At 47.9% G+C, this 15,038-nt stretch carries 9 protein-coding genes; 4 read left to right on the forward strand and 5 right to left on the reverse strand.

Going from position 1 to position 15,038, the window contains the following annotated elements; genetic code table 11:
• Positions 1–2 precede the first annotated feature (2 nt).
• The 3 genes from D0A37_RS21695 to psaA form a co-directional block, all read right to left on the reverse strand.
• Entirely contained in the window at positions 3–2,231 is a 2,229-nt protein-coding gene (locus D0A37_RS21695; protein WP_242717447.1) for an NACHT domain-containing protein, read from the reverse strand.
• 401 nt (positions 2,232–2,632) lie between these two features.
• A complete protein-coding gene (psaB, locus tag D0A37_RS21700; RefSeq protein WP_242717448.1) occupies positions 2,633–4,861 on the reverse strand; it encodes a photosystem I core protein PsaB in 2,229 nt (742 codons plus the stop codon).
• Between the two features lie 110 nt (positions 4,862–4,971).
• Positions 4,972–7,266: a photosystem I core protein PsaA gene (gene psaA / locus D0A37_RS21705; protein WP_242717450.1), complete on the reverse strand. Its 2,295-nt coding sequence runs from the start codon at positions 7,264–7,266 to the stop codon at positions 4,972–4,974.
• Between the two features lie 642 nt (positions 7,267–7,908).
• Between psaA and D0A37_RS21710 the strand changes: the two genes are divergently transcribed.
• From D0A37_RS21710 to D0A37_RS21720, 3 genes are all read left to right on the forward strand, one after another.
• Positions 7,909–9,534 carry a hypothetical protein gene (locus D0A37_RS21710; RefSeq protein WP_242717452.1) on the forward strand — a complete coding sequence of 542 codons (1,626 nt, stop codon included), beginning with the start codon at positions 7,909–7,911 and terminating at the stop codon, positions 9,532–9,534.
• 86 nt (positions 9,535–9,620) lie between these two features.
• Entirely contained in the window at positions 9,621–10,589 is a 969-nt protein-coding gene (gene arsM, locus D0A37_RS21715) for an arsenosugar biosynthesis arsenite methyltransferase ArsM (RefSeq protein WP_242717454.1), read from the forward strand.
• 175 nt (positions 10,590–10,764) lie between these two features.
• Complete coding sequence (locus D0A37_RS21720) at positions 10,765–11,922, forward strand: DNA cytosine methyltransferase (RefSeq protein ID WP_242717456.1); 1,158 nt, start codon at positions 10,765–10,767, stop codon at positions 11,920–11,922.
• Here the strand turns inward: D0A37_RS21720 and D0A37_RS21725 are convergent.
• A complete protein-coding gene (locus tag D0A37_RS21725; RefSeq protein ID WP_242717458.1) occupies positions 11,885–12,634 on the reverse strand; it encodes a hypothetical protein in 750 nt (249 codons plus the stop codon). The genes D0A37_RS21720 and D0A37_RS21725 overlap by 38 nt on opposite strands.
• Positions 12,612–12,863, reverse strand: a complete 252-nt coding sequence (locus tag D0A37_RS21730; RefSeq protein ID WP_242717460.1) for a helix-turn-helix domain-containing protein — start codon at positions 12,861–12,863, stop codon at positions 12,612–12,614. The genes D0A37_RS21725 and D0A37_RS21730 overlap by 23 nt, the downstream gene beginning before the upstream one ends.
• 211 nt (positions 12,864–13,074) lie before the next feature.
• Here D0A37_RS21730 and D0A37_RS21735 point away from each other — a divergent pair, with 211 nt between their 5' ends.
• Positions 13,075–14,715: a thioredoxin-like domain-containing protein gene (locus tag D0A37_RS21735; protein WP_242717462.1), complete on the forward strand. Its 1,641-nt coding sequence runs from the start codon at positions 13,075–13,077 to the stop codon at positions 14,713–14,715.
• Positions 14,716–15,038 lie beyond the last annotated feature (323 nt).

Here is a 15,038-nt window from a genome sequence, read left to right on the forward strand (position 1 = left end):
TCTCAAATGGTAGAATTCTCTGGAACTAACAACATCCGCGATTCTATTTCTTCCCAGGTTTTTGCTGATATTCTCACTGCTGCTTCTTTGCATTCGATGATGAGATGATTTGCAGATAAATAATCTCCCAGCGCCTCTGCTTCTTCCTTAGATAATTTGACTATTTCTGGATTGAGATGGAGTGCATGACACCAGGTATCTACAAGGCGATGGGCAAATGCTAAGTGTATTTGTTTATGCTGCTCACGATCGGGCAATTGCTTCTCAAGTTCTCTCAGTTGAGCAATTAGTTCAGTCCAGTTCACCTCCTTGAAGATTTTAAATTTTTTAAGTTCTTCGGCCAACGCGATGGCCAACGCGTTGGCGTCGGCGTTGGCGTCGGCGTTGGCGTAGGCGAGGGCGTTGGCGTAGGCGATGGCGAGGGCGGCGATGGCGGCGTTGGCGTTGGCGAGGGCGGCGTGGGCGATGGCCTTGGCGTTGGCGTTGGCGGCTTTGGCGGCGTGGGCTATGGCGTAGGCGGCGTAGGCGTAGGCGGCGTAGGCCTTGGCCTTGGTGTTGGCGTAGGCGAGGGCGTAGGCGATGGCGAGGGCGTTGGCGTAGGCGATGGCGAGGGCGATAGCGTTGGCGATCGCCACAGCACGTTTACCGACAGGCTTAAAATCACCTTCCGAGCCATTAGTCGCTGCCTCTGCCCATTGCAATAGCCCTTGCAACTTCGGCGTGTTAATGTACTTTTGAGCCTCTTTTTCCATTAACAGCAGCAAGTCATCAGCCCCATTTTTTGAACGCACCAACCCCGCTACCAACAAAAACACCTCTCGCCAGCGTCGATCGGAAAGATGATCGGTAACTAACTGCTCAATTAAATTATTATCAGCAATATATTGCGCCGTGAGATATTCCTGAAGCGTCAAGTGCGAAAACGAGTACACATCCTCAGCTCGTTCTACCAAAATCCCCTGTTGAACAGCAATAGCTTTCAGAACCGCCTCACCGTCTAAATGCTTCGGTGCATTCAAATTGCCTGCTAAAAAAGTTTTGATTTCCTCAACCACTTCTCGCTGCGAAAAAAACAGCTTATCAGTGTCAAAACCAGTATAAGCAATCTCCGATAACAAACTCTCCTCTAACTCCGTGCTGAGTCCTTGATAAATTTCATCTCGCAGAATCCGCTTTTCCGCCGCCCATTCTTCCAACAATATCCGCAAAGCGGATTTGTAAAGAACACTGCGATTATTAGGAAAATTTTGCGATCGATCGTAAGTCAGGCAGAGGAAAGTTAGCAATAATGGCGTGTGGGCTAACTCTTTAGCTGCTGCATATTCTGGCTTTTGCAATAACTCCCAACATTTTTGAGCCGTTCCCGCTTGTTTATCAACCTCAGACTGAAACCAGTTACCAATAAATTGCTCAATTTGAGTATCGTCAAAGTCTGCAAGTTTTACATCAGTAAAGCGTTGAAAGTTGTTTCTGTAAGCGGCTGTGCGACAAGAGACAATGAAGCTATTTTTATCATAGCGGTCAACAAAATTTTGAATTTTACTAATGACCTCATTTGTGTTGACTGTCGGCACTTCATCCAATCCATCCAGCAAGATTAACAGTTTTCCCTGCTCTAATGCCTTAGCGATAAATTGCTCAGAAGAGGGAAAGCCACAAATGCTAAACTCTTCAACAATTAATTTTTCTATGTCTATCTGGCTAGATGTAAAGCTTTTAAGTTCGATAAAAACAGGAATGCGATCGTGCTTAAATCCGCCTTTTTTGCCCTTCAGTGCTTCGAGTCCTATTTTCCGCAAAAATGTAGATTTTCCGGCTCCGGGCTGCCCTAAAACCATCAAATATTGCTTCTGATTAGCAATTTTTAGCCCTTCTTGCTTCTGGCAATCTTGCTGCTGAAAACTTCGCTTGTTTGCTTTGCGGTAAGCTTCTTCTAAATTTTGGATTGATTCAAAACTGCGGATTTCTTGCTCATCCAAAAACTGCACAGCAGTATAAACCGATTCTAATGGCACAGCCTCCCGCATTCCCAATGCTTTCAGAATGCCGTGACGCTTGAAGTAGCGTTTGCCGTATTCCCCTGATGCCGTGTAAATTAGCTGTTTAGTTTTCTCATCTAGCTTTTTCCCCATCGAGCCGAGAAACTTGCCACCAGTTTCAAAGACTGACTGGAAAATGGGGAGGGCGATACCGCTAACACAACTTATAGCAAAGGGTTCAATTCCTGTCATGGCAGTATTAATGAGGTTTTTATGATGGGACTTAGGCTCGTCGAGGTCAGAAACCGGGTTTGTTTATAGATCTCTAGTTTGACGCATCCAGCGCAGCTTGTCCTTGCTCAATGCTGCGATACACTAAATCCAGCACAGCAGAGGAGACTGGCCCAGTCTCAGCAATCCGCCCCAACGCAGAGTGTATTAGGACTTACGCATGGGGCAGAGAAACCGGGTTTTTTACGAAAAGAGGCGTTGCAGCCCGCAGATTAGGAAAAAAACCCGGTTTCGAGGAGTCGGAGTGAATATGTCCTGCCATACAAACTTACTCCTGCCCTTTCCATCAACCAAAATACAAAAAAATCCCCCGCCAGAAGGCGGGGGATTTTAGTTAATTACCTAGAAACCAGAGTTCAGAGTTACCCGAATTTCCCGGCCGTCGAGGCAATTACAAAGGCGGCGTAAGTGAGGATGTATCCCACAGTAAAGTGAGCCAAACCAACAACACGACCTTGGAGGATGGACAAAGCAACAGGCTTGTCTTTCCAGCGAACCAAGTTAGCCAAAGGAGTGCGCTCGTGAGCCCAAACCAAAGTCTCGATCAACTCTTGCCAGTAACCTCTCCAAGAGATCAGGAACATGAAACCAGTTGCCCAAACAAGGTGTCCGAATAAGAACATCCAGGCCCAGACAGACAAGTTGTTAGTACCATACGGGTTGTAACCGTTGATCAACTGAGCAGAATACAGCCAGAGGTAATCGCGGAACCAGCCCATCAGGTAGGTAGAAGACTCATTGAACTGAGCCACGTTACCTTGCCAGATGCCTAGGTGCTTCCAGTGCCAGTAGAACGTTACCCAACCCAGGGTGTTCAGCATCCAGAACATAGCCAGGAAGAAAGAGTCAAACGCAGCGACATCGCAAGTACCGCCACGGCCGGGGCCGTCGCAAGGGAAAGCATAGCCGAAGTCTTTCTTGTCCGGCATCAGCTTAGTACCGCGAGCGTCGAGAGCTCCCTTGACCAAGATCAATGTGGTGGTGTGCAAGCCTAGTGCGATCGCATGGTGAACCAAGAAATCGCCAGGTCCGATCGCCAAGAACAGAGAGTTAGTACCGCTGTTAATCGCATCCAACCAGCCTGGGAGCCATACGTTGCCGTAGTTCGGCCAAGCGGTAGAAGCAAGGCTGTCAGGGTTAGACAACAGCACGTCCATGCCGTAGAGAGCTTTTCCGTGAGCAGCTTGGATGAACTGTGCGAACACTGGTTCAATCAAGATTTGCTTTTCAGGAGTTCCGAAAGCGACTACAACGTCATTGTGAACGTACAGGCCGAGAGTGTGGAAGCCCAAGAACAGCGACACCCAGCTCAAGTGAGAGATAATCGCTTCTTTGTGCTGCAACACGCGATCGAGCACGTTGCCTTTATTTGCTTCAGGATCGTAGTCCCGCACCAAGAAGATAGCTCCGTGGGCGAAAGCGCCGACCATGATGAATCCAGCAATGTACTGGTGGTGGGTGTAAAGCGCAGCCTGAGTCGTGAAGTCCTTCGCCATGAAAGCGTAGGGAGGCATCGCGTACATATGCTGTGCTACCAAGGAGGTAATTACGCCCAAAGCAGCGAGGTGAATTCCCAGTTGGAAGTGCAGCGAGTTGTTGTAGGTTTCATACAACCCTTGGTGAGGCAAGTTGAACTGTCCTTCACTCTTGCCGCCGACCAAACCAGCCTTAGAATCCAACATCTCTTTGATGCTGTGACCGATACCGAAGTTAGTCCGGTACATATGACCGGCAACGATAAACAGAACTGCGATCGCCAAGTGGTGGTGAGCGATGTCTGTCAGCCACAGGGATTCTGTTTGAGGGTGGAAGCCACCCAAGAAAGTCAGAATTGCGGTTCCAGCGCCTTCGGAAGTACCGAAGACATGGTTCGCTGCATCTGGATTCTCGGCGTATACGCCCCAGTTACCACTGAAGAACGGAGCCAAACCAGCCGGGTGAGGCGGGGTTGACAGGAAGTTTTCCCAACCTACGTGCTGTCCGCGAGATTCGGGGATAGCAACGTGAACCATGTGACCAGTCCAAGCCAAAGAGCTGACACCGAACAAACCAGCCAAGTGGTGGTTGAGGCGAGATTCAGCATTTTTGAACCAAGACAAGCTAGGGCGGTACTTGGGTTGGAGGTGCAACCAACCTGCGAACAGGAAGACAGCGGCCAGCAGTAACAAGAAGATAGCTCCTTGATACAGGTCGGCATTTGTCCGAATCCCTTGGGTGAACCACCAATGGTAGACACCGGAGTAAGAGATGTCTACTGGGTTAGAAGCGCCCCCTTGAGTGAAAGCTTCTACTGCAGGAGCGCCGAATTGCGGGTCCCAAATCGCGTGAGCGATCGGGCGGACGTTTAGGGGGTCTTTAATCCACTGTTCAAAGTTACCTTGCCATGCTACGTGGAACAGGCTGCCCGATGTCCACAAGAAAATGATTGCTACGTGGCCGAAGTGAGAAGCAAAAATCTTTTGGTAAAGATTTTCTTCGGTCATGCCATCGTGGCTTTCAAAGTCGTGTGCTGTGGCAATCCCGTACCAGATCCGCCGTGTGGTCGGGTCTTGGGCAAGGTCTTGGCTAAATTTTGGAAATTTCGTTGCCATAAGCCTTGATTAATCCTGAATCCTGAACAAAATTGAAGGGATTCGGTTCGGAGTTTGGATTCAGGGTTTGAGATTCCTCCCAAATCCCGAATCCAAAACCTAGGGGTAGTTTACCCTACCGAAATGATTCGCGCTAGGAAAAATGCCCACGTAGTGACAATTCCTCCTAGGAGGTAGTGAGCTACACCCACAGCCCGACCCTGAATAATGCTCAGGGCGCGAGGCTGAATTGACGGAGCTACCTTGAGCTTGTTGTGAGCCCAAACAATCGACTCAATCAGTTCTTGCCAGTAGCCGCGGCCGCTGAACAGGAACATCAAGCTGAAGGCGAACACAAAGTGTCCGGCTAGGAACATCAGACCGTAGGCCGACAGTGCCGAACCGTAGGACTGAATTACCTGAGAAGCTTGCGCCCAGAGGAAGTCCCGCAGCCAGCCGTTAATCGTGATCGAACTTTGTGCGAAGTTGCCGCCGGTAATGTGAGAAATTGTGCCGTCTGGCGATACTGTTCCCCACACGTCCGACTGCATTTTCCAGCTAAAGTGGAAAATCACGATCGAGATGCAGTTGTACATCCAGAACAAGCCTAGGAACACATGATCCCAACCCGAAACTTGGCAGGTACCGCCACGGCCGGGGCCGTCGCAAGGGAACCGGAAGCCCAAGTTGCCTTTGTCAGGAATCAAGCGAGAACTGCGTGCAAACAACACGCCCTTCAAGAGAATCAGGACTGTAACGTGAATTGTGAAAGCGTGGATGTGGTGGATCATGAAATCCGCCGTACCCAACTCGATCGGCATCATCGCTACTTTGCCGGCGACTACTACTGCACCGCCACCAAAAGCGTGGCTTACGATGTCCGTAGCATTAGGCGCTGTTGTGCCCGGAGCCAAGGCGTGGATGTTTTGCACCCACTGGGCAAATATCGGACGCAACTGAATCCCGGTATCCGAGAACAAATCTTGAGGACGACCGAAAGCCCGCATCGTGTCGTTGTGAACGTACAAACCGAAGCTGTGGAAGCCCAAGAATATACAAACCCAGTTCAGGTGGGAAATGATCGCATCTCTATGACGGATCACACGATCGAGCAGGTTGTTGACGTTGCCGCTCGGTTCGTAGTCCCGCACCATGAAGATTGCCCCGTGAGCGGCTCCTCCAACGATCAGGAATCCGCCGATCCACATGTGGTGGGTGAAGATGGACAACTGAGTCGGGTAGTCGGTCGCGATGTACGGATACGGAGGCATCGCGTACATGTGGTGAGCCACGATGATGCTCAGAGAGCCCAACATTGCCAAGTTAATCGCCAGTTGCGCGTGCCAAGAAGTAGTCAGAATTTCGTAGAGACCTTTGTGACCTTCACCAGTGAAGGGGCCTTTGTGGTTCTCTAGAATTTCTTTCATGTTGTGGCCGATGCCCCAGTTCGTCCGGTACATATGACCAGCAACGATGAACAGCACTGCCAAAGCTAAGTGGTGGTGTGTTGTATCAGTCAGCCACAAACCGCCTGTGGTGGGGTTCAGACCGCCTTTGAAGGTCAGGAAGTCTGTGTATGCGCCCCAGTTCAGGGTGAAGAAGGGGGTTAAACCTTTAGCGAAACTCGGGTAGATGTCAGCCATCAAGCCCGGTGTCAAAATCCACTCGTGCGGCAGGGGGATGTCGGCAACTGTTTTGATCAGCTTGCCGCCGACTGTCAGCGGTGAACCTGCATCGATCGCGTCCATGCAAGCGTTGATCGGCAGCGAAACGTGAATCTGCTGTCCCGCGTAGCCCAAGCAGCCGCAGCCCAACAACACTGACAAGTGGTGGTTCATCATCGATTCCACGTTCTGGAACCATTCCAGTTTCGGAGCGCGGACGTGATAGTGGAACCAACCGGCAAACAGCATCAAAGCTGCCATTACCAGGGCGCCGATCGCAGTGCAGTATAGCTGGTATGAGTTAGTGATGCCGTTGGCGTGCCACCACTGGAACAGACCAGAGGTGATCTGAATCCCGTGAAAGCCGCCGCCTACATCTGCATTTAAAATTTCTTGACCAAAAATCGGCCAGACCACTTGAGCGCTAGGCTTGATGCCTGTAGGATTTGTCAGCCAAGCTTCGTAGTTGGAAAACTTCGCGCCGTGAAAGTACGCCCCGCTGATCCACACGAAGATTACTGCCAAGTGGCCGAAGTGAGCGCTAAAAATTTTGCGCGAAACATCTTCTAAGTCGCTGGTGTGACTGTCAAAGTCGTGAGCGTTAGCGTGGAGGTTCCAAATCCAAGTGGTGGTTTTTGGCCCCTTAGCTAGAGTGCGATCGAAATGACCTGGTTTTGACCACTTCTCGAAAGAAGTTGGAACCGGATTCTTATCGACTACTACTCTAACTTTTACCTCTCGCTCTGGAGGACTAATGGTCATGAAGACTCTCCTCTCGGTAAGACAAGGAACGAGAACTGAATACTGTACCTGACACTCCCCGCGCTTGATTAGGCGGGGGATTCTCGGGAAAGCCGACACTGCAATGCACTTCACTCTTTGCAGAGTTAGACGCAGGTGCATCGTCTACCCAAGCATTTTGCTTCTTTGAAGAAGCCAGTTTCCCAGTGTCGCTAACAATGTCCCTGGGTACTGCCAACTCTTCTCGCCAGATGAGCTGCCGATCTCGTCCTTGATCCAGACTTGATGCGACTGCTCCTTTTGAGGGAGTTTTATGAATTATAAGCTTGCTAGAGGAGTATTAATCGCTTGTTAACAATACTTAAAAAAGCCTCTATTCTTGATGTAATAACGCCTTTAAATCCCACAGTCCCTAAAAAAAGTCAAGGGGTACTGCCATTAACTTTACAAAACTCAAAGATAAGCTAATGGAGGAATACTTTTTTGTAGAGAGATGTTTCAGAAAACGGCAGCGGGGTTTATTAGTCCCAGAGGAGTAGTTGCCCGATCGGCCTCAATCCGGGGTCATACGGGCCTAGCGAATGCCCGATCGGCAATTCCCAAATACTCAATTCGGTTTTGGGCTATAGTTCCCTATGAGAAGGCTTCTAGGAGTATGGTTGCGTGATTGGCATCAATTGGCACAGAACGGTTGCGGGCAGGCTGCTGGCATTGTTGGCAGCAGTATTAATTTTGGGTTTAGCAAGTTGTGGCGCGGGCCATCCCGAATTGCCCAAATCAGCGAACAAGAGCGGCTCAGCTACCGCCCCGGTAAACAGGATCTCAGAGGTTTCTCCCCCAGAAGCCATTCAACAACTGCGTAAGGCTCTAGAAATCTACCAGCCTCAAATTAGTATTTTGAATCCATTACCTGACGAAGTGCTTCAGGATATAGATGTGTCTGTTCAGTTCCAAGTTAAGGGCTTGCCCATTTTCAAAGATCCAAACTTGGGTTTGGGTCCCCATCTGCAAGTTTTATTAGACAACCAACCTTATGCAGCAGTTTACGACATCAACCAACCTTTAACGCTGTCGAATTTACAACCCGGAACCCATACCCTGCAGGTGTTTGCCGCTCACCCTTGGGAAGAAAGCTTTAAAAACGAAGGTGCCGCGGCTCAAACCACCTTTCACGTTTTTACCAAAACTGACGACAATAATCCCCATCGAACATTGCCCCTATTAACGTACAACAGCCCCCAAGGCAGCTACGGCGCAGAACCCATCCTGCTCGACTTTTACTTGACAAATGCCCCCCCGCACCAAGTGGCGCAAGAAAATTCCCAAGATGAAATACTCGATTGGAAAATTAGAGCCACAGTCAACGGCGAAAGCTTTACGATCGACAAGTGGCAACCTATATATCTTAAAGGATTCAAATCAGGGAAAAACTGGGTACAGCTAGAATTAATTGACGAACGCGGAAATATCGTCAAAAACGCCTTTAATAATACAGCCAGACTGATCAATTACCAACCGCTCGGCCAAGACACTCTTTCAAAATTAGTGCGGGGCGAACTAACAACATCAGAAACTCGCGCTATAGTCGATCGTAGCTACCAAGCCCCCGAACCCGCACCAACCCCAACCCCGGAACCGACACCGACACCTGCATTAGAAAAAACACCAGTTGTCCAACCCTCACCAGCGGTTCCAGAAACCCCTGTTACCCCACCGACCTTAGAGCCCACAGTCGCTCCCGAAGTTGCTCCCATTCAAGTAATAGAACCGACACCGACAGCCACCCCCCAACTCGAAGCGCCCAAAATTGTAGAACCAGTTCAAGTAATAGAACCGACACCGACAGCCACCCCCCAACTCGAAGCACCGAAAATTGTAGAACCAGTTCAAGTAATAGAACCAACACCGACAGCAACTCCACCTTTACAAACCCCGGAAGTTGTTGCACCCGTTAAAATAATAGAACCGACCCCAACAGCATCTCCCCAAACAAAAAAACAGGAATATAAAGGATACTACAATCGGTTCCGCAACTTCTTGCGTGAAGATCCCCAACCTGCTACTCCTTCATATCCGCCAACCCTGCCAGAAATAACAGAAAAAGCTCCAGTACCAAAAGTAGTCGCTCCCGCGATACCAGAAGAGTCTCCCAATCTTGTACCGCCAACGCCACCAGTTGCCGCTGAAACTCCTAGCCAGCCAACCACCCAATTAGCCACTCCTGAAACAACAGTTTCCGAACCCGAAAATCAGCCAAAATCCGAACAAAAAGTCGAATTTGCCACCTAACAAAATCTTTCTGGGCTTCTTCGTGGCATGGGCGTCCCGCCCGTGCTCCATCTGCGGTCAAAAATCAAAAATTAGGACACTAAAAAATGACCTACCTCGAAACAGCAGCCAAATTCTACAGCGATGTGGCCGAAACACCCCAAATCGGACTTTGCTGCGTCCAAAGCAGTCCCTTGCAATTGCCAGGATTAAAAATTCCCGAACAAATGCAAGAAATGAATTACGGCTGCGGCACAACCGTTCACGCCGCCGAACTTGTCGGCAATCCCTTCGTGCTTTATGTAGGCGTCGGCGGCGGCTTGGAAGCACTACAATTTGCATATTTTTCGAGACACAAAGGAGCGGTTATTGCCGTCGATCCTGTTCCAGCAATGCGAGAGGCGGCTGCACGAAACTTGCAAATTGCCGCCCACGAAAATGATTGGTTTGATGCTAGTTTTGTGGAAATTATAGAAGGCGATGCTTTTGCGTTGCCGGTGCCGGATGCTTCTGTAGATGTTGTCGCCCAAAACTGCTTGTTTAATATCTTTGAACCGGCGGATTTAGCTAAAGCATTAAAAGAGACTTATCGGGTGTTAAAACCGGGTGGCAGGTTGTTGATGAGCGATCCGATCGCAACTCGACCAATTCCCCAGCATTTGAAAGAAGACGAACGCTTGCGGGCCTTGTGTTTGTCCGGTGCTTTGACATACAAAGAATATGTTCAACACCTTGTAGACGTAGGTTTTGGGCAAGTGGAAGTTCGGGCGCGCCGTCCTTACCGACTGCTGGACAAACACAATTATCAGTTAGATGCGGATTTGCTGTTAGAAAGCCTGGATTCGGTGTCTTTCAAAGTGGATGTACCGGATGACGGAGCTTGCATTTTCACTGGCAAGACGGCGATTTATACGGGATCTGAAGACCTGTTTGATGACGGGGCGGGTCACGTTTTGCAGCGAGGAGTTCCGGCGGCGGTGTGCGATAAAACTGCTGGGAAGTTGGGGGGATTAATGCCGGATAAGGTGTTAATTACGGATTCGACTTGGCATTATAACGGCGGCGGTTGCTGTTAGATTTTGTGTGGGTGAAGTCGATCGCAACTGCGATCGACCAGAATAAAATTAACGGTGTATTGGTTATTTGGGAAAATAATTGCATGGAAAAGCAAGCATAAAATTTAGCAGAAGCAAGAGACGCCAATTGCTGAAGTTGGTTGACAATAGCTTCCTAATACTATAGTATTCGATTATGACATATAAGACTCTTGACTTATTTTCTGGTGCGGGTGGCTTGACTACAGGATTTCACCTGGCTGGTTTTGAATCTTTATGTGCGATCGAGCTGGATGCGAAAGCTCTCGCGACCTATAAGCATAATTACCCAAACACCAAAATTGTTCATCAGGATATACGTGAGGTCAATCCTTTAGATTTGCGATTATGTTTGGGTTTGCAGAGAGAGGAACTAACAGCGTTGATAGGCGGCCCCCCATGCCAAGGATTTTCAAGAAATATTCCTGCTGACTATCGCTACCTCAGCGACTCTCGGAATCAGTTATATCGGACATTTTTAGAATTCGTAAAGGAATTTAGACCCCTTTACGTTGTTATGGAAAACGTACCTGAAATCTTGAAAGCTTATGGTGGTGTAGTTAAGAATGAAATTACACAGCAACTTGAGTCCCAAGGTTATAAAGTCACTTATGGTTCACTAAACTCCGCGCATTATGGAGTACCGCAGACCAGATCAAGGGCTTTTTTCCTGGCTAGTTTAGATAAACTACTTCAATTCCCTGAACCTACACACGCTGGCGAGATTAGAAGCGATTACAGAGCTACGAAATCTTGTTACCAACTTAGTCTCCTAAAATCAAACATTTCTTCAGTCATCACAGTTAGAGATGCGATTGGAGATTTGCCGTCATTGAACGCAGGAGACGAATATAATGCTGAAGTTTATCCTTTTCCACCCCAAACTGCGTACCAAGCAATGATACGTAATGGAAGTACGAAACTTTTCAATCACGTTGCTCGTGCTTTGAGTCCAATTCAAATGTCAAGAGTGCGTCTTCTTAGGGAAGGGCAAGATGCTAGAGACTTGCCACCGGAATTAGCTCCTAAAAAGCACTATAGCGGTGCATATGGAAGGCTGTACTGGGACAAACCAGCAAGAACTATCACAAGGTGGGTTTTCCATCCAGGATCTGGCAGGTTTTTTCATCCAACCCAGGATCGGACAATTACAATCCGTGAAGCTGCAAGATTGCACTCTTACCCAGATAACTTTCACTTTCTAGGAACATACACGGATATGGCTTCTCAAATAGGAGAATCAGTACCCCCACTTCTAGGTAAAGCAATAGCTGCATCTATTCTCCAAGTTCACTGTCAAAAGACTGTGTACTGAGTTGATCTTGCAAAGCTGAGAGAATAGTTTGCACATATCTATCAAGTGTAATACGAGTTCGCTTAACCCTGATGTGAACTGCTTCTGCAGGAATGGTTCTAGCTCTAAAAAGTTGCTTTTGATTCTTGTACCACACTAACTCTAGCTTACCTGCAACATTGCCTTGTAGGCCTGCTCCCGATCTTCCAGTAACTCTATCCACTGTCCAAGCCCAAGAAAAAGCATTTGGGTCAAGTGGATTAAGAGGGAATTCACAGTAAATATATTCATATCCTCTAATGGTTTTCAGCAGTATGCCTTCATAGCTATTGGTAATGCTCTGCGCTGCTTGACTCGATATAATTTTCTCGTTCCAATGCTGAACAATAGCTGCTCCGAGTTCAGCAGGTGAGGATTGTTCGGTCAAACCAGGAAAACCAAGTTTGGCAGCCTTTTTGATAACATCTGCTCTCTGAATGACAAACAAAAATGTATTGACAACAGTAAGACTATTCAGTTGAACAGATTTGAGTGACCAACCAGTTGCAGTCGTGGTGTCAACAGCATCATAGAGGAGTTTGCTACGTCCTAATGCTGGATCTGATAAAGGAATATGCTTGACATAATGAAAAATAGCTTCCCAAGTATAATCCTCTATCGAGCCTATAACTGGAGATGCAATGGTAGCAATAATGGCTTGCCTCAATCTTTCAATCTCGTTTTCCGTCAGCATTCAAGAGTTCCTCTACAACTCGTAAAAATTCACCCATTGTTATGTCCAGAGCATTTGTAATGTGACTAAGAACTCTAACAGATGGACTTTTCAGCCCTCGCTCAAGCTGGCTGATATAGGTTCTGTGCAGACCTGTGACTTCTCCCAGATATTCTTGTGACCAACGTTTCTCTATGCGACGACGTTGTATTTCTAGTCCTAAAGTTTGGTCTAATTTGCTAGGCTGCATAGAGAGAAATAGTAAGGTTTTGAATACAAAAGTTCTACAGACTAAAGTATTCAAGGTGACATATGAGCACTGAACTCACTCCCCTCTACTGGTAATGGCATCTTGGCTGTCTCCAAAAGCCCCGGTTTAGTAAGCTTTCTTCCCATCCTGCGAAACTTCCCGCTAAATTAAAGAAGTAAAAAAATCACTCACGTCCTACCCAGGAGATGCCATGCCTCGCGTCAGAGCACCAGAATTCCCCGGAAACTACCCCTGGCTAAACACCGAAAAACCTTTATCCATTGAATCCTTAAAAGGGCGCGTCGTCCTCCTTGACTTCTGGACATACTGCTGCATCAACTGCTTGCACGTCCTGCCCGACTTAAAATACCTCGAACAAAAATATAAAGATTCCCTCACGGTTATCGGCGTTCACTCGGCCAAATTTGAAAACGAAAAAGAAGTAGAAAACATCCGCCAAGCTATCCTCCGCTACGATATCGAACATCCTGTAATCGTTGACAGTGGCATGAAAGTTTGGCAAAACTATGCCGTTCGCGCTTGGCCGACTTTAATGGTGATCGATCCTGAAAGTTATGTCGTTGGGTTTGTTTCCGGCGAAGGCAATAGAGAAGCACTTGACGAATTAGTTGGCAAGTTAATTGCTGAATACAAAGATAAAAATGCGCTCAACTTTAAACAACTCCGTTTTAGCTTAGAAAAACAGCGCAAACCTGTATCAACACCGCTGGCTTTTCCCGGTAAAGTGCTGGCATTTGCGATCGGTGCAACGGAGGCAAAACAGCTTCACCCACAGGTTGCGCTTTTGGGCGAAATGAGTCAGGAAAATCAATCTGTAGATGAAACTGTATTGCCCGGGCCTGCTAATTCAGTCATACAAAACTTAGTGGGTTCTTGCTTATTTATTGCCGATTCCGGACACAATAGGATTGTTGTCAGCACCCTCGAAGGTGAGGTGCTGCACGTCATCGGTAGTGGCAAACCCGGTTTAACTGATGGGGACTTTGAAGAGGCTGAGTTTTTTGCACCTCAAGGTATGGCTTTTGATGCAGAAAGTCAAATTCTATATGTTGCTGATACGGAAAATCATGCTATCAGAAAGATTGATTTTACGACTCAACGGGTGGAAACTTTTGCTGGTACCGGCGAACAAAGTCACGAAATTTCACCCCGCAGCGGCAAGGGTTTAGAAACGCAATTGAATTCGCCTTGGGATTTAGAAAGAGTTGGAAATAGACTTTTTATTGCAATGGCGGGTTCCCACCAAATTTGGGAAATGCAGTTAGACACTGGCATGATTGGCACTTATGCGGGTATTGGCCGAGAGTCCTGTGTTGACGGCAATCTTGCAGAATCTGCTTTTTCTCAGCCCAGTGGCCTGTCTACCGATCGCTCGGAGTTGTTTGTTGCTGACAGCGAAATTAGTTCGATTCGCGCTGTGGGTATAGATGAAGACCCGAAGGTTCGCACTGTTTGCGGTAGCGGTGAATTGTTTGGTTTTGGGGATAAAGATGGTCGCGCTGATGAGGTAAGGTTGCAGCATTGTTTGGGTGTTGAATACGCTCAAAATTACCTATGGGTTGCTGATACTTACAATCATAAAATTAAGCGGATCGACCACCGGGGCGGTACGTGCAGAACTATGATTGGAGAGGGTAAAGCGGGTTTGGTTGACGCTAAAGGCCTTAAGGCTCGATTTTTTGAACCCTCAGGGTTGAGCGCGATCGGGCCTCACTTGTTTGTTGCTGATACCAACAATCATGTAATTCGGAGAGTTGAGTTGGATACGCTGGAAGTCACAACTTTGGATTTCCCCAATTTGTGCCCTCCCGATGTTTGTTTGCCTGAGTAAGCCGATCGACCTTTTTGACATCAGGCACGGTTTTCAATTCTCCTGATTGCCAGATTGATTGTGGTAAAGTAGGGTGTTCTTCGGCGCACCTTACCACAATTTTCAAGCCACGTAAGTTACCCTAATTATTCGCGGTGAGTGCATTGCCTTACCCGCAATTCACTCCTGGATGCAGAACCTCTATCTTTAGGATGTACGACCCAAGAATACCTGACCGATAAAGTAGAACGTCAAACCACTTTTTGCGTCCCTGACGGAATTACTAAATTTGTTAATTCCATCGCTACTAAAACCGCGATCGCCCGTATGAAATAATCGCAAAA

Origin of the sequence: Microcoleus vaginatus HSN003, from assembly GCF_022701255.1 — a bacterium.
Classification (GTDB): Bacteria; Cyanobacteriota; Cyanobacteriia; order Cyanobacteriales; family Microcoleaceae; genus Microcoleus; species Microcoleus vaginatus_B.

Bases quoted from the DNA above. Each gene is read 5' to 3' on its own strand.
- D0A37_RS21695 (WP_242717447.1), bottom strand. From the start codon at position 2,231: ATGACAGGAATTGAACCCTTTGCTATAAGTTGTGTTAGCGGTATCGCC.
- psaB (WP_242717448.1), bottom strand. From the start codon at position 4,861: ATGGCAACGAAATTTCCAAAATTTAGCCAAGACCTTGCCCAAGACCCG.
- psaA (WP_242717450.1), bottom strand. From the start codon at position 7,266: ATGACCATTAGTCCTCCAGAGCGAGAGGTAAAAGTTAGAGTAGTAGTC.
- arsM (WP_242717454.1), top strand. From the start codon at position 9,621: ATGACCTACCTCGAAACAGCAGCCAAATTCTACAGCGATGTGGCCGAA.
- D0A37_RS21720 (WP_242717456.1), top strand. From the start codon at position 10,765: ATGACATATAAGACTCTTGACTTATTTTCTGGTGCGGGTGGCTTGACT.
- D0A37_RS21725 (WP_242717458.1), bottom strand. From the start codon at position 12,634: ATGCTGACGGAAAACGAGATTGAAAGATTGAGGCAAGCCATTATTGCT.
- D0A37_RS21730 (WP_242717460.1), bottom strand. From the start codon at position 12,863: ATGCAGCCTAGCAAATTAGACCAAACTTTAGGACTAGAAATACAACGT.
- D0A37_RS21735 (WP_242717462.1), top strand. From the start codon at position 13,075: ATGCCTCGCGTCAGAGCACCAGAATTCCCCGGAAACTACCCCTGGCTA.